The sequence below is a fragment of the Paraburkholderia humisilvae genome (assembly GCF_902859855.1).
GTDB lineage: Bacteria > Pseudomonadota > Gammaproteobacteria > Burkholderiales > Burkholderiaceae > Paraburkholderia > Paraburkholderia humisilvae.
This window is the reverse complement of the sequence record NZ_CADIKH010000006.1, coordinates 147,082-167,454: the sequence shown is the minus strand read 5'-3', so window position 1 is coordinate 167,454 and position 20,373 is coordinate 147,082. Positions and strand designations below refer to the sequence as shown.

Annotated in this window: 16 protein-coding genes; 6 read left to right on the top strand and 10 right to left on the bottom strand. The window is 64.8% G+C overall.

The window, feature by feature from the left end:
• Window positions 1–3: 3 nt before the first annotated feature.
• Genes HV796_RS08020 through HV796_RS07980 form a run of 9 tightly spaced genes read right to left on the bottom strand, consistent with a single transcriptional unit; the run spans window position 4 to window position 10,408 of the window.
• Window positions 4–744, bottom strand: a complete 741-nt coding sequence (locus HV796_RS08020) for a WecB/TagA/CpsF family glycosyltransferase (RefSeq protein ID WP_175225931.1) — start codon at window positions 742–744, stop codon at window positions 4–6.
• A 60-nt stretch (window positions 745–804) separates the two neighbouring features.
• Window positions 805–1,605: a heparin lyase I family protein gene (locus tag HV796_RS08015; protein WP_246355750.1), complete on the bottom strand. Its 801-nt coding sequence runs from the start codon at window positions 1,603–1,605 to the stop codon at window positions 805–807.
• Complete coding sequence (locus tag HV796_RS08010; RefSeq protein ID WP_246355749.1) at window positions 1,602–2,771, bottom strand: glycosyltransferase family 4 protein; 1,170 nt, start codon at window positions 2,769–2,771, stop codon at window positions 1,602–1,604. The genes HV796_RS08015 and HV796_RS08010 overlap by 4 nt, the downstream gene beginning before the upstream one ends.
• Entirely contained in the window at window positions 2,771–4,108 is a 1,338-nt protein-coding gene (locus HV796_RS08005) for a flippase (RefSeq protein WP_246355748.1), read from the bottom strand. Before HV796_RS08005 ends, HV796_RS08010 begins: the two co-directional genes overlap by 1 nt.
• Complete coding sequence (gene wecC / locus HV796_RS08000; RefSeq protein WP_175225930.1) at window positions 4,101–5,345, bottom strand: UDP-N-acetyl-D-mannosamine dehydrogenase; 1,245 nt, start codon at window positions 5,343–5,345, stop codon at window positions 4,101–4,103. The genes HV796_RS08005 and wecC overlap by 8 nt, the downstream gene beginning before the upstream one ends.
• Window positions 5,346–5,404: 59 nt before the next feature.
• Window positions 5,405–6,562, bottom strand: a complete 1,158-nt coding sequence (gene wecB / locus HV796_RS07995) for a non-hydrolyzing UDP-N-acetylglucosamine 2-epimerase (protein ID WP_175225929.1) — start codon at window positions 6,560–6,562, stop codon at window positions 5,405–5,407.
• Between the two features lie 28 nt (window positions 6,563–6,590).
• The gene (locus tag HV796_RS07990) at window positions 6,591–8,795 is read right to left on the bottom strand and encodes a polysaccharide biosynthesis tyrosine autokinase (protein ID WP_175225928.1); all 2,205 of its coding nucleotides are present in this window, start codon (window positions 8,793–8,795) and stop codon (window positions 6,591–6,593) included.
• A 3-nt stretch (window positions 8,796–8,798) separates the two neighbouring features.
• A complete protein-coding gene (locus tag HV796_RS07985) occupies window positions 8,799–9,239 on the bottom strand; it encodes an arsenate reductase/protein-tyrosine-phosphatase family protein (RefSeq protein ID WP_175225927.1) in 441 nt (146 codons plus the stop codon).
• A complete protein-coding gene (locus tag HV796_RS07980) occupies window positions 9,236–10,408 on the bottom strand; it encodes a polysaccharide biosynthesis/export family protein (protein ID WP_175225926.1) in 1,173 nt (390 codons plus the stop codon). The genes HV796_RS07985 and HV796_RS07980 overlap by 4 nt, the downstream gene beginning before the upstream one ends.
• Before the next feature lie 378 nt (window positions 10,409–10,786).
• Here HV796_RS07980 and HV796_RS07975 point away from each other — a divergent pair, with 378 nt between their 5' ends.
• Window positions 10,787–11,887 (top strand): OpgC domain-containing protein, encoded by a 1,101-nt coding sequence (locus tag HV796_RS07975; RefSeq protein ID WP_175225925.1) that lies wholly within the window; start codon window positions 10,787–10,789, stop codon window positions 11,885–11,887.
• Window positions 11,888–11,932: 45 nt separating this feature from the next.
• Window positions 11,933–12,835, top strand: coding sequence for an alpha/beta hydrolase (locus tag HV796_RS07970; RefSeq protein WP_175225924.1), 903 nt, complete (start codon window positions 11,933–11,935; stop codon window positions 12,833–12,835).
• Window positions 12,836–12,879: 44 nt separating this feature from the next.
• Here the strand turns inward: HV796_RS07970 and HV796_RS07965 are convergent, their stop codons facing one another.
• On the bottom strand, window positions 12,880–13,986 hold the full coding sequence (locus HV796_RS07965) for an AI-2E family transporter (RefSeq protein WP_175225923.1): 1,107 nt from the start codon (window positions 13,984–13,986) through the stop codon (window positions 12,880–12,882).
• Window positions 13,987–14,317: 331 nt separating this feature from the next.
• Between HV796_RS07965 and HV796_RS07960 the strand changes: the two genes are divergently transcribed.
• The 4 genes from HV796_RS07960 (at window position 14,318) to HV796_RS07945 (ending at window position 20,048) form a co-directional block, all read left to right on the top strand.
• A complete protein-coding gene (locus HV796_RS07960; RefSeq protein WP_175225922.1) occupies window positions 14,318–14,608 on the top strand; it encodes a DUF3331 domain-containing protein in 291 nt (96 codons plus the stop codon).
• Between the two features lie 612 nt (window positions 14,609–15,220).
• Window positions 15,221–16,435: a sulfotransferase family protein gene (locus HV796_RS07955; RefSeq protein ID WP_175225921.1), complete on the top strand. Its 1,215-nt coding sequence runs from the start codon at window positions 15,221–15,223 to the stop codon at window positions 16,433–16,435.
• A 440-nt stretch (window positions 16,436–16,875) separates the two neighbouring features.
• Window positions 16,876–17,208: a DUF4148 domain-containing protein gene (locus HV796_RS07950; RefSeq protein WP_175225920.1), complete on the top strand. Its 333-nt coding sequence runs from the start codon at window positions 16,876–16,878 to the stop codon at window positions 17,206–17,208.
• 293 nt (window positions 17,209–17,501) lie between these two features.
• Window positions 17,502–20,048, top strand: a complete 2,547-nt coding sequence (locus HV796_RS07945) for an adenosylcobalamin-dependent ribonucleoside-diphosphate reductase (protein ID WP_175225919.1) — start codon at window positions 17,502–17,504, stop codon at window positions 20,046–20,048.
• Window positions 20,049–20,373: the final 325 nt, after the last annotated feature.

The window sequence follows — 20,373 nt, the reverse complement described above, 5'->3', positions numbered from 1 at the left end:
CCTTCAATCGCGAGGCGCAGTCAGCCACGCCTTGCCGAGCATCAGCGCAAAGCGGCCGTTGGTGCGGAGATAGCGCCGCCACATCCGACGCGGCTCCTGCAGCACGCGAAACAGCCACTCGAGACCGCCGCGCTGCATCCACCGCGGCGCGCGCCGCACCTTGCCGGCGATCACATCGAAGGTGCCGCCGACGCCCATCACGAAGTCGACACCCAATTCGTGCTTCCAGCGGTTGATGAAAGTCTCTTTGCTGGGCGATGTAATTGCGACAAACAGCAAACGCGCGCCCGATGTGCGGATCGCTTCGACCACGGCCGCTTCGTCGTCCCAGAAGTAGCCGTGGTGATAGCCGGCAAGCGTCAGCCCCGTTAGGCGCTCACGGCAAACGGCCGCCGTGCGCTCGACGACGTCCGCGGTGCCGCCTAGCAGAAATACCGGGTAATCTCGCGCCACCGCATGCTCAAGTAGCTCATTGAACAGATCAATCCCCGCCACACGCTCCGGCACCGAATGACCGAGCAACCGCGCACCCCATACCACACCCATGCCGTCGATATTGACGATATCGCACGCACGCACGGATGCCGCGAGCTCCACATCGGTCTGCAAATGCACGAGCTTCGCGACGTTGACGACGACGTGCTGTGTGAACTGCCGTGCGGCAATGCGCTGCCCGATCCACGCGACGGTTTCAGCCATCGTCGCGCTATCCATCGGGCAGCCGAAGAGTTCGATACGTTGCATAAGCGGGCTCGCGAGAGTGACGATGCAGATCTGTCCAGGGTCGGCGGGAACGAAGCGCAATCAGCGCCGCAACACGGATAGCGGCCCATAGAGCACGGTACTCGTCGCGACGTCCGACGGCGCGACGTCCCAATTGGGTTTGTAGAGACCCAGCTTCAGGTACGCATCCTGAACGCCCGGATAGGCATTCGGTACCTCCCGCGCCGCGAATACCCTGGAGCCGTCCTTGTACAGTTCGGTGAGCGCGTGCCGCCCGGTTTCATCGGGCACGTAACGGATGACCCAATGCACCCACCGCCCACGGTCGCGCTCAGCGCAACACAGCCATTTGCCGGCCGACACTTTGTCGTGTCGCGCACCACCGTGCACGGATATCGCGTAGCGACGGCCGAGCAGCGCGAGCGCAAGCGTCGGCGCACCCGTCCACTTGCCCTGATTGATCTGCGTGATGATCACCAGCTGACGCGAGTCGAAACCAAGGTCCTTGGGTAACCAGGTGCTCCACCGGATCAGATAGTCGCGCCCTTGCTCGAACCGCACCGGCGCAGGGAATAGCAGTTCGGCTCGGGGCACGCCGTTCGCCACGTTTGCAAAGCGTTCACTGCGATCGATATGCGCGCGCAGCACCTTGCGCGCGGAGTCGGCCGGGTCCGCCACCACGCCGATGCCGCCCGGATTGGCCTGGAGACCGATGTGCGGATCGAGCCCCCGCCCCCAGTCGGTTTCGTAGAGCGTCACGTATGCATCCGCATCGACACCGGTGTGCGCGGTCGCTTCGACCGCGTGCAACGGCATGGTCAGGGTCGATGCGAGCACGCCTGCGGCCCATGCGGCAATCAGACACCGGCGGCCAGCCTTCATGATTCGCCCCGCCGCGCGCGCGCCGCCGCCGCAATCACGGATCGATAGCACTGAACATAACGCTCGACAATCGCTTCGCACGAATAGCGCTGCTGCGCCCTCACAAGCGCCGCGCGTCCCATGGACGCAGCCGCCTGCGCGTCGCCCATCAGCAGTTTCAGACGCAACGCGAGCGCATGCGGGTCCGACGGCTCGACGAGAAAACCGGACACGCCGTCTTCGACCAGATCGACAAACCCGCCGACACGCGTGCCCACGACCGGCACGCACGAAAACATTGCCTCGAGCGTCGCAATGCCAAACGACTCGTAGTGGCTCGGCATGCAGAACACGCGCGCGCCGCGATAGAACGCGAGCTTCGCGTCGCCTTCGAGCCAGCCGACGAACTGCACGCGATCGTCGATCCGGTAATCGCGCGCGAGTCGTTCCCAGCGAGCCATGTCGCCCACGCCCGCAAAGCGCACGGGCACGCAATAGCCATCGTCGGCAAGCAATGCGATGGCGGTCAGCAGATCATCGACGCCTTTCTGCTTCGTTAACCGGCCGGCGAACGCGACATAGGCCGGTGCAGCACGATCTGGCCGCTCCTTGACGACTGGGTGCCGATGGGCTGCGGCTTCGGCATCGCAGGCGGTATTGCCGATCACGTGCAGTGTGCGACGGTCCGTGCCCAGTTGGCGCATCTCGACGGCAATCGGGCTGGATACCGCGACGGACGCGTCCACCCCGCGCACGAACCATGCAATCGCATGGCGCGTGAATGGGCCTGCTTGCATCGCAAAGGACTCGAAATTGCCCGCATGGAGATGGAAAACCGTTCTCCTGCCGCGCAGTTTTGCGATCGCCCACAGCACCAGCTTGCGATAGAACGACCCGCGCACCGACACATGAAAATGCACGATATCGGCTTTTTGCAGCACGCCGAACGTAAAACGCGGCAGATCCACACACACGAATGCGGCGAGCGCCGCGGCACTTTTGAAGCCGCGCGTCTCGAAGAACGACAGCTCGATCGCTGTATCGGCAAAGCGCGCCCGTTGCGTACCGAGTTCCGCGAGCACCGATGCGATGCCGCCCCGCTGGCCGCGGCCCGGCCCGACATGCAGCACGCGAATCGGGTCGCGTGCGCCGGTCGCTTCCGCGGACATGCCCACCGGCTCGTTCATCAGCGCCTCCACAATGCGCCGAAATACGCGCGCCGCTCCGCGCCGGCCAGAATCGACCCGACGCAAAGTGTCAGCAGCGCCGCTTGCGCGATCAGAAACGCAGTCGCGGCGCCTTGCGCGCCATAGCGCGGCACCAGCACAAACGCGAGCGCGATATTGAGCAACCCGGTCGCGAGCATCATCCGCGAACGGCTACGGCCCTCGCCGAACGGCATCAACACCTGAAGACCCAGGAAATACGCCAGATTGCCGAACAGCGTCGATCCGCACAGCAGCGCAAGCACTGGCGCGACGCCACCGAATTGGCCACCGAGTACGAAATGCGCGAGCGGTTCGGACCAGCCGATAAAAAACGCTGCACCCGCCGCGGACAGCGCCGCCGTAACCGCCGCGCCGCGCGCGGTCAGCTTCGCGGCAGATAGACGATCGCGCACGAACAGAGCGGTCACGCGCGGATACAGCACCGCGCAAAGCTGCGCGGGTATCAGATTGCCGACGGTGCGCAACTTGTCGGCCGCCGCATAGAGGCCCGCCTGAAGCGGCCCCGCCGACGCGTTGAGCAGGATCGTGTTCGCCGCGCCGAACAGACTGACCGATGCGCTCGCAACAAACGAGTCGGTACCATCCGCCAGTTGCCGACGGACCGCACGCCACGACAGAGCGGGCCTACGCAGCCAGCGCAGACGCCACGCGATACCGATCGACAGCATCGCCGCCACCACCGGCCCCGCCGACTGGATCGCCGTGGCCAGCGCGACGTCTTGCGGACGCTTCACCAGCCAGAACGTGAGCGGCAGCGTCACGCCACGATTGATCATCACCATCGCGGCAATCAGACCAAAACGCTCGATCCCCTGGAAAAGCCAGAACAGCGTGAATACGTTGCCGATCACGCCGAGCCACGCCAGCAGAATCACGGTACGCGAGGTCGGATCGTGCGGCGTCCAGGCGAGCACGACGGCCAGCGCCGCAAACGATGCGACGCACAGACAACCCTTCGCGGCCGTCACCGACCAGATCAGCTCATTGAGCGCGGCCGCGCGCCCAACCCGTTCGATTGCGTCTTTCGGGCCGGTCAGGCCGAAGCCCCATTCCGTCAGCAACGTGCCGTATGTCGCTAGCGCCATTCCGTAGGCGAGCACGCCGAACTGGGCCGGCCCAAGCACGCGCGTCAGATAAGGAAACGTCGCGAACGAGGCGAGGTAATTCGCCACGAACGACACGCTCATGATCGCGACGTTGCGGCTAACGCGCGCGCCGCCGCGTGCGCCGCTCCAGGTGACAGCCGCGGCACGCGCGCCGCAGCGCGCCGTGCCGCCGTGCCGCGGGTTACCCATGCGACAGCAAACCGCGTGTATCAATCACGACCTTCGCCTGCAGTCGCACCGGATCAATACGCCTGAACGGCGTGTGATCGACGAGAATCGCGACGACGTCGGCTAGCGCGATCGCATCGTGAAGCCCGCACAGCTCCGCCTTGCCGGCAAGCGCGGGCGGCAGCGCGCCAATGTTCGGCTCGACCACCAGCACGCGCGCGATACCACGCTCCGCCAGTTCGCGAACGATGTCGAGCGCGGGGCTTTCGCGCAAATCATCGATATCCGCCTTGAACGACAGCCCGAGGCACGCGATCACCGGCTCCTTGAAACGCGTCGTGGCCCGCTCGATCCGTCCGAGCACATGGCGTGGCTTGTCATCGTTGACGATGCGCGCCGTGCGAATCAGACGCGCCGTATCGGGCGCCGCATCGACGATGAACCACGGGTCGACCGCAATGCAATGCCCACCGACGCCGGGCCCCGGTTGCAGGATGTTCACGCGCGGGTGGCGGTTCGCAAGCCTGATCAGTTCCCACACGTTGATATCGAGTTGCTCGCAGATCAACGACAGTTCGTTCGCAAACGCGATATTGACGTCACGAAACGCGTTTTCGGTCAGCTTGCACATCTCCGCGGTGCGCGCGTCGGTAAGAATGCAGTTACCGCTGACAAAGATCTGGTACAGCGCGCGCGCCGCTTCGCCGCAGCGCGGCGTCATGCCGCCGATCACCCGGTCGTTCTCGACCAGTTCGCGAATCACGTGGCCCGGCAACACCCGTTCCGGACAATGGCCGACGCGAATGTCGGAGGCTTCGCCGGCCTGTTGCGGGAAGCTCAGGTCCGGCCGCATGTCCGCCATCCAGCGGGCCATCTGCTCGGTTGCGCCGACCGGCGACGTCGATTCGAGCACCACCAGATCGCCCTTCTTCAGCACCGGCGCGATCGCGCGGCTCGCCGCCTCGATGTACGCCAGATCGGGCTTATGTCCTTCGGTGAACGGCGTCGGCACCGCGATCAGAAACGCATCGGCAGGCTCCGGCGTCACCGATGCACGCAGATAGCCTTGCGACACCACCGCATGCACCAGCATGTCGAGTTCCGGCTCGACGATATGAATCGCGCCGCGATTGATCGTGTCGACCGCATGCGGGTTCACATCGACGCCGATCACGCGTTTGCGCCGCGCGGCGAACGCGGCAGCGGTCGGCAAACCAATGTAGCCGAGCCCGACGACTGAAATGACTTCGAATTCCATACGGTACCTTTCGTGGTTGACCTACGTGACCAGCCATGACAGCCGGCATGAGCGTTGATCTATGTCGCGGCGCACCAATGCACGTCGCCGCGCCAGACAGCCTGCAGCGCCTCGACGATGCGATCCGCCGCACGGCCGTCGCCATACGGATTCGCGATACGCGTCATCGCCGCACAAGCTTGCGGATCGTCGAGCAGTGCAATCACGCCGGCGACGATCGCGGCGTCGTCCGTGCCGACCAGCCGGACCACGCCCGCGTCGACCGCTTCCTGGCGCTCGGTGGTATCGCGCATCACGAGCACCGGTTTGCCCAACGACGGGGCCTCTTCCTGCACGCCGCCGGAATCGGTCAGAATCAGGTCCGCGCGATCCATCAGGCGTACGAACGGCAAGTACTGAAGCGGCTCGATCAGATGCACGTTCGCAATCCCGCCGAGCAGCCGGTTCACCGGTTCGCGGACCGCCGGGTTCAGATGAACCGGGTAGACAATGTCGACGTCTCGCCGGGCTTGCGCGATGCGGGCGAGCGCCGTGCAAATCCGCTCAAAGCCCGCACCGAAGCTTTCGCGACGGTGGCCGGTGACCAGCAGCGTGCGCCGTAGCGGCGCGCGACAGGGCAGATGCGTGTCCGCCGCGGCGGCGATCTCAGGGTCCCGCGCGAGCAGCGCGCGCACGTCGAGCAACGCGTCGATCACCGTATTGCCGGTCACGACAATGCGCGCATCGTCGACCCCTTCCGCGCGCAGGTTCTGCCGCGCGCGTTCGGTCGGCGCGAAATGCAGCGCGGCCAGCGCGCCCGTCAGCTTGCGATTCGCCTCTTCCGGCCATGGCGATAACAGGTCGCCGGTGCGCAGCCCAGCCTCGACGTGTCCGACCGGCACGCGCTGATAAAACGCCGCGAGCGACGCCGCGAGCGTCGTCGTCGTATCGCCGTGCACAAGCACAAGGTCCGGGCGGCAATCGCGAATCACATCACGCATGCCGAGCATGATCGACGCGGTGACGTCGTACAGATCTTGGCCGCGCTTCATCACGTTCAGGTCGAAATGCGTGCGGATGCGGAACAGTTCGAGAACCTGATCCAGCATCTCGCGGTGCTGTCCAGTCACGCAGACAAAGCAGTCGACGCCGGACGTGCCGTTCAGCCGCTTCACGAGCGGCGCCATCTTGATCGCCTCGGGTCGCGTGCCGAAGACCAGCAGCATTCTCTTGTTCATATCCGTTCCACCGCGATTGACAGTCCGTTCATTGCGCAACGCTCTCGTAAGGTGAGAACCCGCCATACCCCGTCGCCCGTTGCGGTACGTCACACAGCACGATGCCGCTGACGGCGACGCCGGCGCTGCCGAGCAGGCGCATCGCGTGACGCAGTTCGGCAGCCGAATGACGGCCATGGCGCATCGCTAGCAACGTGGTGCCCGCGTGCTTGCCGATCAGCATCGAATCGGTCACCGCGAGCACCGGCGGCGTATCGACGATCACAACGTCGTATGCGCCCGAGAATCGTTCGATCGCCTGCGTGAAGCGCTCGCCCATCAGCAGTTCCGCGGGCGTCGCCGTGCTCGTGCCGCGTGACAGCACGTCGAGCCCCGGCAGCACCTGCTGTTGCACGACGCTTTGCGCGGCGTCGCCTGCCAGCAGGTCCGCGAGTCCCGGCGTGCGGGCGACGCCGACATACGATTCGATGCTGCCGCGCCGCAGATCCGCATCGATCAGCAGCACCTGCTTGCCCGCCGCCGCAAGGACCGCGGCGAGATTCACCGACAGGAACGATTTGCCGACGCCCGGCCGCGGGCCGGTGACCATCACGATGTTGTTGATCGCATCGCCACCCATGCGGAACTGCAGCGCGGTGCGCAGGCTGCGAATGCCCTCGACCGCGACGTCTTGCGGCGCACTCATCGCGAGCACCGCCATTGCGTCGCGCCCCCCACGCTGCGTGCGCTGCAATTTGGCCTGGCGCGTGCTGTGCGAAATCGATGCGTAGACCGGTACGCCGGCCGCGTGCTCGATATCGATCGTGTGTTCGAGCCCGCGCGTGAGCGAACGCCGCGTGAATGCCGCACTGATACCGAGCGCAAGACCGAGCAGAGACGCCGCGCCGATCACGAGCGCCTTGCGCGGCTTGACCGGCTGTTCGGCCGTCACCGCGTAGTCGACGACGCGCGCGCTACCCTGCTGCCCCGCGCGCAGCACGCGCAATTGCTGCGCGCTGTCCATCAGCTTGGTGTACAGCACCGTGTTCACTTCGACGTCGCGCTGCAGACCGAGCGCGACCTGTTGCGTATCCGGCAATGCCTTCACCTGCTGCGCGAGCTGGTCCTGCTCGCGCAGCAAGCCCGCGAGCTGAGCGTCGAGCGCGGCGAGCGATGGATGACCGGGTGCAAAGCGTGGCGCGAGTTCGTCGCGCTGCTGCTGCAGCGTGATGATTTTTTCCTTGCCGTCGACGATCGAACGCAACAGCAGCCGCGTTTCTTCCGCGAGATCAACGGTGCCATGCTGATTGCGAAACGCGTTATAGCGCTGCTCGGCCCGATCCAGATCCGCACGCAGCCGCGGCAACTGGAGATCGAGAAAATCAAGCATCTGCTGCGCCTGGCCGGACTTCAGGTCGACGTTGCGCTGCACGTAGCGCTGCGCGATCGTATTGACCGTCTGCGCGGTGCGCTCGCTGTCCTTGCCTTCCAGCACGATCGAAATGACGCCGGATTGCCGCGCCTTTTCTTTTACGTCCAGTGCGTCTTGCAGCGCTTCGGTTGTCAGTTGCCGTGACGCGCGCGCCAGCGTGAACTCGGTGCCCTCATGCGCCACAAACGCTTCGACGTAAAGGCGCAGCGGCCCGTATCGCGTCTGCCCGTTGACGGTCTCGCCGGTCTGGCCAAGCGCGATGACCGCGCCATCCCGGTCGATCAGCGTGAACGAACGCCCCGCGCCCACGCGCAGCGTGAAGCGCGTGTCGTACAGGCGCGGTGGCACGTCGAATTCCTTGACGCGCAGCACCTCGCCCCCCCATGCGAAGCGTCCGAGCCCCAACACCGGCGTGCCCGGCTGACCCGGTGTCGCGCCGCGCGCGAGCCAGGCGCCGATCAGCGGGAAGTAGCGCGGCCGCGCATCGATCTCCAGATGTAACGTGCGCACCGCGTAGTCAACCACTTGCCGCGAGCGGATCAGCTCGATTTCGGCTTCGGTGGTCGCCTTGCCGTCGAACAGCGCGGCAAGATCGCCAAGTTTGTCGTTGACAAGACTCGTGCTGTCGTCGACCTGCACCATTGCGTCGGCGCGATACTTCGGCGGCGCGATAAACGCATAGGCCACACCGAGCAGAAGCGTCGCGGCGGTGATCAGCGCGATCAGCACGGCGTTCTCGCGAACGACCGCTGCGACCATCGACAGGTCGACCTCATCTGGCGCGCCGTGCGCGTCGGAACTGTAATGGGTTTGCGTTGACATGAATCAGCGGCTCAGTTGACCGATGGCGTGCCGCCAGTCGGCGAGCCCTTGCTCGATCTGTGCGATCGCCAGCTCGAAGATGAACGGATTGCGCCGGTACGGATCGACGACATCGAAGCCGCCGGCTTCGCCCAGCCGTTGAACCTTGCCTTGCGCATGGGGCCACGCACGAACCAGCGCATCGCGTTGCTCGCGCGTCATGGTCAGAATGAGCGCGGCATCACGTACGTGCCGCTCCGCGAGCGGGGTCGCCGCATGCGTGCTCAAATCGAGGCCACGTGTTGCCATCAGCCGCACCGCGAGCGCGTCCGCAGCGCGGCCGGCAAACGCGCGCACGCCAGCCGAGGCCACCGCGACGCCCGGCATGCGGCTCGCGAGCAGCACTTGCGCAACCGGGCTGCGGCACACGTTCGCCGTGCACACCATCAGGACCCCGCCGCTCATTTACTCACCACCGCGGCAGTCAGGCCGGCATTGATCGCTGGCAGCAACTGGCTCAGCACGCGGCTAAAGCGCGCCAGTCTGGTGCTATCGACATAGACCACGTCCTTCGGTTGCAGCTCGAACTGGTTGGCGAGCAGCATCGCGACCGGTGAACGTGCGTCGAGGTGATACACACCTGGCGCGCCCGACAGCGCCCCGCGAATCACATACATTTGTGCCGCATCGGCCGTGGTCGGGTTCAGGCTGCCTGCCTGCGACAACGCATCGCTCAGCGTGAGCCGGCCGTTCTTCATGGGAACCGCGGTCGCCGGATGGTTGATCTCGCCCATCACGAATACGCCATTTTCATCGCGCGAAACGACCCGCAGCAGGTCGCCGTCGCGCAGCACGATCTTCGCCGGGTTCTTCTGCTGCTCGAAAAGCTGCGACAGGTCGACCGGATACGAACGGCCGTCACGGACCAGTACCATGCGGCTCTGGTCGGCAGCGGCCGTGAAGCCGCCGGCGCGGCTCACTGCTTCATAAAGCGTCATCGGAATATCGTTGATCGGCTGCACGCCGGGCGTATGCACTTCGCCATCGACATAAACTTGCGCGGAACGGAATGACGCGACGCGCACAGTCACCTGCGGATTGCGGAAGACGTTCGCGAGACGACGCGTCAGCAGATCGCGCGCTTCGTCAGTCTTCAGACCGGCGACGCGTACGCTGCCCGCATACGGAAACTGAATGCAGCCCGAATCGTCGACGACGAATCCGGCGGGCGCATCCGCGGCGCGCACCTGGGTCGGGTTCTGCGCACCTTGCGCAGCCGCGAGTTCGGGGTGATCCCACACGGTGATCTGCAGCACATCGCCGACGCCGAGCGTGTACGGACGGGCGGTCGAAAACAGGTCGAGTGCCGCTGTGTTCGCAACGCCGCTGCGCATCTGCGCGAGCAACGCCGCGTCGATTTCGTGGATGGGTACGCCGTTCGCACTGCTCGCGCTACCCTTATCGGCACGCACCGCAGCACTGCCCGCCTCACCCGGTCCGGTGGACGCGTCGCGCTCCACACGCATGCCCGGCGCGACGGTGCACGCGCACAGCACGGCCGACGCGGCCACCCACAATAGTGCGCAACGGACCACAGCCGTTGCGCGTGCACCTTTCGATATCCTGCACAACATGAAATGAATTCAGCCGGCTTTTCGCTGCTTGCATGTCCGTCGGGCTGATATCGATTCGACTGCGCATCACCGGACACCACGCAAAGGAAAAACTGAAAACCTCGGTTTTGAAGAGCCGCCCATCGTAAAAGCGCGATTCAATCAAGTTCGGCCAATCTCCGAACCGTTTTCGCCATGCGCTCATCTCTTTTTTGTCAACGGTGACGACGTGCCCCCTGCGAGCCTGCAACGCGCCTTCACTGCGCACGCCCCGTAATGTCGTGAAACACTTTTCAGCCGTGAAACCGGTGCGTAGCGGGAACCGCGTTCGGCGCGACGCAGTCTGTCCGAGGGTCGCTCGTCGCGAGCCTCGTTGCGGCTTTGTCCCCCGCGCACACCATGCCCCCAAAGTCACCCCGTCTTGTCGAACTGGATTTTTTTCGCGGACTCGTGCTGCTCGTGATCGTCGTTGATCACATCGGCGGCAGCATCCTGTCGCGCTTCACGCTGCATGCGTACGCGCTGTGCGATGCCGCCGAGGTGTTCGTATTCCTTGGTGGCTTCGCGACGGCAACCGCGTATTGTTCGCTCGCCGACCGCCACACCGAAGCGATCGCGCGACAACGCTTCCTGCACCGCGCACTTGAGCTGTATCGCGCGTTTCTGGTCACCGCGGTACTGATGCTGGTCGTCACCGCCGCGCTCACCGCGTTGCACGTCGACGCGCCGAATCTCGCGACCACCGATCTCGACGATCTGCTCGACACCCCTGCACCGGTACTCGGCGACCTTCTGCTGTTCCGGCGTCAGCCCTATCTCGCATCGGTGCTGCCGATGTATGCGCTCTTCGCGTTGTCCGTGCCGGCCATTCTGCCGCTCGCACGCAGCAAGCCGTGGCGCCTGCTGGCGGGCAGCGTCGCGCTGTGGGCGGTGGCGCCCGCAATCGAAGGCATGCTGCCCCTTGCGGACGGTGCGCAATGGGACTTCAACCCGTGCGCGTGGCAATTGATGTTCGTGCTCGGTGTGCTCGCGCGCTGCCAGCCGGTGTATGAACGCGTGAACATGCATCGTCTCGGTTGGCTCGCCACGGCCATCGCGGTTTGTGTTGTCGCAACGGGCGCGTACTACAAGCTGTTCATCGAAACCACGCCACTGGATGGCAGCTTCAAACAGAATCTGTCGTGGCTGCGCCTATCGAACTTCATCGCGATCGCGTGGCTCGCCGCGCACCTGGTTCGCGTGGGCTGGGCCAAAGCGCTCGCGCAGCGGCTACCGTGGATCGCCCACGTCGGACGTCAAGGGCTGCTATGCTTCGTCGCGGGCACGGTGATTTCCCTCGTCGTCGATTCGCTGCTGTTCAAGGCGACCAACGGTTATCTCGACGTGCCGCTCGGCCTCGTGGCGGACGCGGTGGCGATCGGCGCGCTGATCGCGGTCGCAAAGGCTGCGGCGCCGATTTCGCGGGCCTTCGCGCCGCGCTTCGGCAACTCGTCGAACTAGGCGTGCGCGGGCCCTTCGCTTTGGCTCCCGTCGTTTTCATCGTCCATGCGCAGACTGTTCCGCCCGCTGATCGCCTTCCTGTATTGCGCGGCGACGCTTGCCGTCGCCCCGCGCGCGGCGGCCGCGGTGGGCAATGGCGCGACGGCGGGCGTGACCACGGCGGGCGGCAGCATGGTCCAGAGCCGCTCGTTGCGTTCGAATGCGCTGCAGCGCGACTGGTCGTACGTGGTCTACCTGCCGCCGGGTTATCGCGCGGATGGCCCGCGCTATCCGGTGCTGTATCTGCTGCACGGTAACAACGACGACGCCATGCACTGGGTAACGCAGGGCCGTCTGCAAACCACCGCCGACACGTTGATCGCGCACAAGGACATTCCGCCCGTGGTCATCGTGATGCCACAAGGCGGCACGGACTGGTACGTCGATCGCAAGGAAAAGATCGAAACCGCGTTCTTCACCGAATTGCTGCCGACCATCGAAACGCACTATGCGGTATCCGGCGACCGCAAGAACCGCGTGATCGGCGGCGTATCGATGGGTGGATTCGGCGCGCTGCGCTACGCGATGCTGCAACCCGAGCGCTTTTGCGGTGCGCTGCTGCTGAGCCCCGCGATCTATTCGACCGAACCGCCGCCGCAGTCCGCCGCGCGCCACGTCGGCGTGTTCGGCGAGCGCCAGTTCGAGCCGGATGTCTGGCACGCGCTGAACTACCCGGCGCTGTGGCAGCGCTACCTGAGCCAGCCGTACCGCCTGCCCATCTTTATCGCCGCCGGCGACGACGACCTCGTGATCCAGGCCGAAGCGTCGACGCTATACACGCACTTGCGCGCAGCGGGCAACCCGGCCGCGCTGCGCATTATTGGCGGCGGGCATAACTGGGACGTTTGGGCGGCGTTACTGCCCGCCGCACTCAAATATGCACTGGCGTGCACCCAAGCGGGGGGATGACGTCAAGGCCCGCTCAACCGCGAACGGTCTTGGCTCGATTACACTCATCGAACGAAATCGGTCCACAACACCATCAGAATGGTCATCAGCGCGGGCCCGATAAACACGCCGAGCAATCCGAAGGTTTCCGCGCCGCCCAGGATGCCGAACAGAACAAGCAGAAACGGCAGCCGCGTCGAATTGCCGATCAGCACCGGGCGCACAAAATGTTCCGCGATAAATACGACCGCAAAGCCGAACACGACGAGGCCGATCGCGCCCGCGGTGCCGCCTTGCAGGAACAGCCATAAGCCCGCGCCGCAGAAGACGATCGGCGCGCAGAACGGCAGCATCGCGGCAATCGCGGTGATCAGCCCGAGCAGCGTCGCGTGCGGCACGCCGGTCACCGCGTAGGCAATGCCGAGCAACACCCCTTCACCGATCCCGACCACGACCAGGCCCGACACCGTGCCGCGCACGGCCGCGGCCATGCGCTCGGCGAGCTGCGCGCTCTCCGCGCCGAACGCACGGCGCATGCCCTTGAGCACCGCACCCGACAGGCTCGGCCCTGCCTGAAAAATCACGAACAGCGTAACCAGCGTGAAGGCAAACACCATCAACGCGTGGACCGCCCGGATGCCGAAATTCCGGCCGAACATGACCACCTCATGTCCATGCAGCCCCTTCATGGCGGGCGACGCCTTTAACGGCTGTCCTAAGTTCGTATTCCACCAGTGGGTGACCGGCTCTGACCCAAACGGCAGATTCGCAATGAAGTCCGGGATCGGCACGCCGTTCTGTTCGACGCTGTGCAACCAGATGGCGAGGTCGTGCGCCTCGGCGGCCGCCTGCGCGATGCCGATGCCGACCGGCAGCACAAGCAGCAGCGCGATCACGATCGTCAGGAGCGTGGCGATGATCGTGGTGCGGCCGTTCAGCCCGGGCTGCCGCTCGAGCTTGCGAAAGAGCGGCCACAACGAGGTCGCGATCACGCAGGCCCACGCGACGGCCGGGATGAAATCGCGCACCACCCATAACGCGAGCAGGACAAGTCCGGTATAGAGCGCGACCGACGCGAAGCGCTGCATCCTGCGGCGACTGTGCATGTCGGCGCCGGGTGGCGGCACGCGTGGCGAGGGCCCCGGAGGAACAGCGGGTGGGCGTGGAATCATATGGCCTCTTCATGTGTTATTGGGGGGCGAGGGCTGTTTGCCGGCGCGCACGGGAAGTCCCGCGCACGCCGGACAGTCCGCCGGTCTGCACATCTTAAAGGACGGGAGCGCCCCGCCTGGCGGCCTGTGCCGGCCCGCACCAGGTACAAGAGCTTGTTGCGGTAATAGGATCGATCGGGCGCTGCGCGGCGCCCAGCCCCATAGCGCCGTACGGTTAAAAGCTTTCATCCTAATTATTTCGGATCAGGCAACAGTATTTCAACGCCCGCACAATGGCGCTGGCGCGCCGACGGGACTACATTCGGGCACACCCGAATTTACGGAGCCGACCATGACGACGTTAGAGTGCGTACCACTGATCGGTGCCAACGGTTTGCGCATCGAAATTCTCGAGCGCTCCGAAAACACGCTGGTGATCCGCTGGGTTGAACCCGGCAAATGCCACTATGGCGAACAGCGTTGGCGCCGCCGCTCGGCACACACTTCAGGCACGTGCGCGGTATCGCGCCGCAAGATTCGCCGTGGCGACGCGGTGTTCAAACCGGCCGAGCGGCCCGCCCCGCTCAACGCAGCCGCGATGATCGCCGCAGACATCCTCACGAATCTGATCAACGGCCTCTAGGCTGCCGCCGCGCCGCGCGAGACAACCCGGACGCGCGCCGAGTTATTACCATTCGTTACGGGCGACTCTCTTCCGTTCGCGCAGTCAGTGGCCGTCATCTTGCGGTCACACAGATGTGCGCGTGTGTCCTTTTACCTCAGCGCCGTTCGCCGCCGGCGAAGGATCGCCCCCTCACTTGCTCCACACATCGGCGCTCGCGGCATGCGCAGGCCAATGCGTCAGCGCACTCGTGCGCGATGCAAGTGCCCGTGCCCATTATCCGAATGGCGCGTGGGTCGACACCCATCGTCCCCAACCGCTCGGTTCGATAGTGCCTGGGTATCCCGAATGGATCACATGTTTGACTGCTTTGGTCAGCGTGCTGGGCAATCCGCCTGCGCGTACGCCGCGTCGTTGATCGCGATGCCGCGTCGCGCAAGCGAATTCGCCCGATGCTGAGTTGAAACGACTCGATGAATTAGAATGATCGCGGCGCTGCACCGTTCAGCGGATGGGCTTGCGATCGACAGGATCGCAAACGAGTCAGCCCGATTCGTCGACGCTTGCAATCGACTTGCATAAACAGTCCTGACGCACGTCGCACTACAACCCGGCAGCATGCGGGAGGGTATCTTGTTCAAGCAATGGATACACAACGCAAACAGCATCTCGCGAGTCGCACTCAGCAGCGCCCCGCTTTGCGCAGCCGAACTGCTATCGAGTGCACGCGCGAGGACCGGACTGCACGATTTCGGTCCCGAGCCGATCGAAGACGCGCTGAACCAGTTGCAGACGGCGGTCCATGAGGAAGCCGACCTGAACCTGTTCGGCCGCGTATCGACACACTGGGACAACCTGCGGCTGCTGACGAATCTGCTGATTTTGCGCGACCGTGAGCTCGACGATCCGACCATCCTGCAGCGGCCGATCACCCAGCCGATCTTCGTGCTCGGCATGCCGCGCAGCGGCTCGTCGTTTCTCCACTCGCTGCTCGCCGAAGACGACGCCAGTTTCACGCCGCGGTGCTGGCAGGCAATCTACCCGTATCCCGACCATCCCGCAGCCGGGCGCCGCGCCGGCCCGAACAAGGTGCAGCGCCAGTTCGACTTCTTTCACCGGCTTGCGCCGGATCTGCGCAACGTTCATCCGTTCGATGCGCTGACACCGCAGGAATGCACCGAGTTCACCGCGCACAGCTTCCGCAGCCTGCGCTTCGAGACGATCTACCACGTGCCGTCGTACAAGCGTTGGGTGCAACAGGCCGGCCACGTGCAGGGTTACCGTACGCACCGGCGATTCCTGCAGCACCTGCAAGGCTCACGCGCGACGCGTTGCGTGCTGAAGTGCCCTGACCACGTGTTCGCGATGGAAGCGCTGCGTGAGGTGTACCCGGATGCGCGCGTGATCTTCACGCATCGCGATCCGCTCAAGGTGCTGCCGTCGGTCGCGCGGCTCACGGAAGTGCTGCGCCGGCCGTTTGCGAAGCGTATCGACCAGCATGCGATCGGCCATCAGGTGAGTTCCGACTGGGCGAACGGCGCGCAGCAAATCGTCGCCGCGGACAAGCAGGATCTGTGGCCAGACAAGCATGTGTTCCACGTTCACTACAAGGCGCTCACCGCCGCGCCGCTCGACACGGTACAGCAGATTTACGACCACTTCGGACTCGAATTCACGCCGTCGTTCCGCGAGCGGCTGCGGGAGCATATCGCGCGCAAACCAACCGGCGGCTACGGCAGAAACGTCTACCGCTTCGCGGACTTCGGCTTGCGGCCGGACGAGGAGCGCGGGCGATACCGTGACTATATGGCGCACTTCGGCATCGATCAGGAAGTCGTCGTCCAGTAATTCTCCGGTAAGCCCGTCACGTTGACGGGCTCTTTCGCTTCCGCTGCTGGCCGCACCGATCGCTCGCGCAATGTCGAGTGGTGCAAGCGGCTTGTGCGAAAGGATAGTTTTCCGGCCATGCCGGTTATCCGATGGGATCGGCCGCCGCACGCCGCCGTATCAACCCCCTCCTTTCACTGACACCGAGGTGTCGGAACACTCGACGATCGTCGCGCGGGCGCGTTCGATCGTATGTCTTTACGCATGTCCCCTGCAAAACTACATTTCCCCCAGCGCAAACGCGTTGGCGCCGCCAGGTCAGCGCGAGGCCATCGCTGATGGGCCAGTCCAATGGTCGGCGTTGAATGGTTCAGCACATTTGCGTTGAGCAGTGTGTAGCGTTGTGGCCGGCTCGACGGCCAGCTTCCGATTTCATATTCAACTGTTAAGGAGTGCAAGTCATGAACAGGTTCACTATCGCAGCGATCCTCGCCGCAGGTCTGCTTGCCGGTCCGATCGCGTGTTACGCGCAAGCCAATGATCCGATTACCCGTGCCGATGTGCGCGCCGATCTGACCAGCGTCGAGAAAGCGGGTTACCACCCGTCGGTCGGCGAAGACGTCCACTATCCCGCGGACATCCAGGCGGCCGATGCGAAAGTCGCCGCCTCGGAGGACGGCGCGTATGGCGGCGTTGCGCAAGGCACGTCGGCATCCGGCATGAAGCAGGGTCCGTCGATGCACTCAAGCTGTGTCGGGCCGGTCAGCTTCTGCAACATCTCCTTCGGCAGCTAGGCGTTCGATGTGAGCGTCCTGTGCGTCGCGCACGGCACCGGACGCTTCTGTTCCTGCCAGCGCCCCCGTCAGGTTCGCGGCGGTATCAGACGCACCCCGACGGGCTGCCGTTCAATCCTCGCCGTCGATGCCTGACGGCATCGATTCCCTGCGCTACCCGAACACCCCGCATTGCGGCGGCCGGCCGCATGCGTTAATGTGATCCTCAGCGCGCCGCATTGGCGCGCGGTCCACAACAGTACCCTCACCCGCCGCTCCCCTTATTTGCGCCCATTTGCGTCCGGAGACTGCTCATGGCCGACACCGACAACGAAATCCCCCCGCTCGCGCACGCCATTGCGCCCCAACAGTTCTCACTCGACGTGCTGCTCGAGAAATACGCGAAAGGCGACGAACGCACCGCCGACGACGTGTATCGCCGCGTCGCGCGCGGCGTGGCCATGGCCGAACCCGAAGCGCTACGCGCGCAGGTGGAGGAACGTTTCGTCGACAACCTGCGGCACGGCGCGCTCGGCGCGGGCCGCATCATGAGCGCAGCAGGCGCCGATATCGCGGCAACGCTGATCAACTGTTTCGTGCAACCGGTCGGCGACAGCATTCAGGGCGTCGACGAAGAAGGACTGCCCGGCATCTATGTCGCGCTGCTGCAGGCGGCCGAAACGATGCGGCGCGGCGGCGGTGTCGGCTATAACTTTTCGGCGATCCGCCCGCACGGTGCGCGCGTGCATACCACCAGTTCGTCCGCGTCGGGCCCCTGCAGCTATATCGACGTATTCGACGCTTCATGCCGCACCGTCGAAAGCGCCGGCTCGCGGCGCGGCGCGCAGATGGCCGTCCTCGACTGCACACATCCGGATCTGCTCGAATTCATCGAGGCGAAGCATTCGAAGGGCCGCTGGAACAACTTCAACGTGTCGGTGGCCGTGACCGACGAATTCATGCAAGCGGTCGAAAACGATCTGCCGTGGCCGCTCGTGCATCGCGCCGAACCGTCACCATCGATGCGCGCGGCAGGTGGGCTGCACCAGCGCGACGACGGCCTGTGGGTCTATAGCGAGCGCCGCGCGCGCGACATCTGGGACAGGATCATGCGCTCGACCTACGATGTCGCCGAGCCCGGCATCGTGTTTGTGTCGCGCATGAACGAAGACAACAATCTGCGCGCGGTCGAAATCATCCGCGCGACCAACCCGTGCGGCGAACAGCCGCTGCCGTCATATGGGTGCTGCAACCTCGGGCCGCTGAATCTGACGCGCTTCGTCATCGCCCCCTTCGCGCAGATGAAGGGTGGCGCCGCGTCGTTCGACTGGGACGCGCTCGGCGCACGCACACGCACCCAGGTGCGCTTCCTCGACAACGTGCTCGACGTCACGCTCTGGCCGCTTGCCGAGCAATATGACGAGTCGCGCGCGAAGCGGCGCATCGGGGTCGGTTTCACCGGCCTCGGCGACACGCTCGTGATGCTCGGGCTGCGCTACAACGACGCGCAGGGCCGCGACTTCGCCGCACGGGTCGCGCGCGTGATGCGCGACGAAGCGTACCGCGCATCGGTCGAGCTCGCGCGTGAGCGCGGCGCGTTCCCGCTCTTTAACGCGGCGCAGTATCTCGAAGCGGGCACGTTCGCCTCGCGCCTGCCCGAAGACATCCAGGATGCGATCCGCCAGCACGGCATCCGCAATAGCCACCTGTTGTCGATCGCACCGACCGGCACGGTGAGTCTTGCGTTCGCCGACAACGCGTCGAACGGCATCGAGCCCGCGTTTTCCTGGACCTACTCGCGCATGAAGGTGATGGCCGACGGTAGCCGCGCATCGTTCGCGGTCGAAGACCACGCGTATCGGCTCTATCGCGAACTGGGCGGCGACGTCGAGCGTTTGCCCGACTATTTCATCAGCGCGCTCGAGATGTCCGCCCGCGACCACCTCGATATGATGGCAGCGGTACAGCCGTATATCGACACATCGATTTCGAAAACCGTCAACGTGCCGGCCGACTACCCGTTCGACGCATTCGAAAGCCTGTACTTCGACGCGTGGAAAAGCGGGTTGAAGGGTCTCGCGACCTATCGCCCGAACGAGACGCTCGGCGCCGTGCTAAGCGTCGACACGCCGCAGGCGTCGGACGCCCTGAGCGGAACCGACATCGATCTCGACCCGCTGCGCATCGCGATCGACCATCGGCCCAGCGGCGAAATGCCCGCGATCATCGAGAAGGTTGAATATCTGACGCAGGCCGGCAAGAAGTCGCTTTACCTCGCGGTGTCGTTCATGCAGGTGACCGGACGTATCGGCGGCGAGGACGTCACCATCGAGCGGCCGATCGAGTTCTTTATCCCGGCCGGGCAACGCGACGAGTCGCAGCAATGGATCACCGCGACGATGCGTTCGCTGTCGCTTGCCGCGCGCGGCGGCTTTGTCGCACGCAATCTGCAGGACTTGCGCAAGGTGTCGTGGGACCGCGGCCAGGTGCGTCTGGGCGACGTGCAGCGCCTCGACGGCACACGCTCGCCGCGCTGGCATGATTCCGAGGTCGCGGCGCTTGCGTATGCGCTACAGCAGATCCTGCACCGGCGTGGCTTTCTCGACGCCGAAGGCAATCAGGTGCCGTCGCGGATGCTCGCGCGGCTGCCGCATACGCACGCGCTCACACTGCCGATTTCCACCAACCTGAACGCACAGCAAGCCACGGCATCCGACGACGCAGCGCAAGACGAGCCCGCATCGCACGTATTGCGCACGATGCATGGGCGCAAGTGCGGAACGTGCGGTGCGAATGCCGTCATCCGCAAGGACGGTTGCGATTTCTGCACGGCGTGCGGCGAGATCGGTGCATGCGGATAGAGGCCCGGTAAAACGTTCGATCACGCGCCGTACGTCTCCTCTCGAAAAATCGTGCCGTCGTCGGCAGTTCGCCGCACCGCTTGCAATGGAGCAGCGGCGGACGGCGACTGGCACCGCCTCTTTGATCAGGATGCCATCGCACTTCCGGATCGGCCTCGCCCGTATCACCTGACTTGAACCATGCCCACGCGGCTGCTCTTCAACGATGCCCCAACCCAACTCGTGCCAATGTCAGGCAAAACCGAAGGGCATCGACAACACGATCGCACGGTGACTCGCCTCGCGCATCCGGAATAGCCGCTGCCGCCAGTTGTTCTCTTCCTTG

What these genes read in the sequence shown, in the direction of transcription:
- HV796_RS07950 (WP_175225920.1), top strand. Translation starts at nt 16,876, where the DNA reads ATGAACAGGTTCACTATCGCAGCGATCCTCGCCGCAGGTCTGCTTGCC.
- HV796_RS07960 (WP_175225922.1), top strand. Translation starts at nt 14,318, where the DNA reads ATGACGACGTTAGAGTGCGTACCACTGATCGGTGCCAACGGTTTGCGC.
- HV796_RS08015 (WP_246355750.1), bottom strand. Translation starts at nt 1,605, where the DNA reads ATGAAGGCTGGCCGCCGGTGTCTGATTGCCGCATGGGCCGCAGGCGTG.
- HV796_RS08020 (WP_175225931.1), bottom strand. Translation starts at nt 744, where the DNA reads ATGCAACGTATCGAACTCTTCGGCTGCCCGATGGATAGCGCGACGATG.
- HV796_RS07980 (WP_175225926.1), bottom strand. Translation starts at nt 10,408, where the DNA reads ATGTTGTGCAGGATATCGAAAGGTGCACGCGCAACGGCTGTGGTCCGT.
- HV796_RS08005 (WP_246355748.1), bottom strand. Translation starts at nt 4,108, where the DNA reads ATGGGTAACCCGCGGCACGGCGGCACGGCGCGCTGCGGCGCGCGTGCC.
- HV796_RS07965 (WP_175225923.1), bottom strand. Translation starts at nt 13,986, where the DNA reads ATGATTCCACGCCCACCCGCTGTTCCTCCGGGGCCCTCGCCACGCGTG.
- HV796_RS07970 (WP_175225924.1), top strand. Translation starts at nt 11,933, where the DNA reads ATGCGCAGACTGTTCCGCCCGCTGATCGCCTTCCTGTATTGCGCGGCG.
- HV796_RS07945 (WP_175225919.1), top strand. Translation starts at nt 17,502, where the DNA reads ATGGCCGACACCGACAACGAAATCCCCCCGCTCGCGCACGCCATTGCG.
- wecB (WP_175225929.1), bottom strand. Translation starts at nt 6,562, where the DNA reads ATGAACAAGAGAATGCTGCTGGTCTTCGGCACGCGACCCGAGGCGATC.
- HV796_RS07990 (WP_175225928.1), bottom strand. Translation starts at nt 8,795, where the DNA reads ATGTCAACGCAAACCCATTACAGTTCCGACGCGCACGGCGCGCCAGAT.
- HV796_RS07975 (WP_175225925.1), top strand. Translation starts at nt 10,787, where the DNA reads ATGCCCCCAAAGTCACCCCGTCTTGTCGAACTGGATTTTTTTCGCGGA.
- HV796_RS07985 (WP_175225927.1), bottom strand. Translation starts at nt 9,239, where the DNA reads ATGAGCGGCGGGGTCCTGATGGTGTGCACGGCGAACGTGTGCCGCAGC.
- wecC (WP_175225930.1), bottom strand. Translation starts at nt 5,345, where the DNA reads ATGGAATTCGAAGTCATTTCAGTCGTCGGGCTCGGCTACATTGGTTTG.
- HV796_RS08010 (WP_246355749.1), bottom strand. Translation starts at nt 2,771, where the DNA reads ATGAACGAGCCGGTGGGCATGTCCGCGGAAGCGACCGGCGCACGCGAC.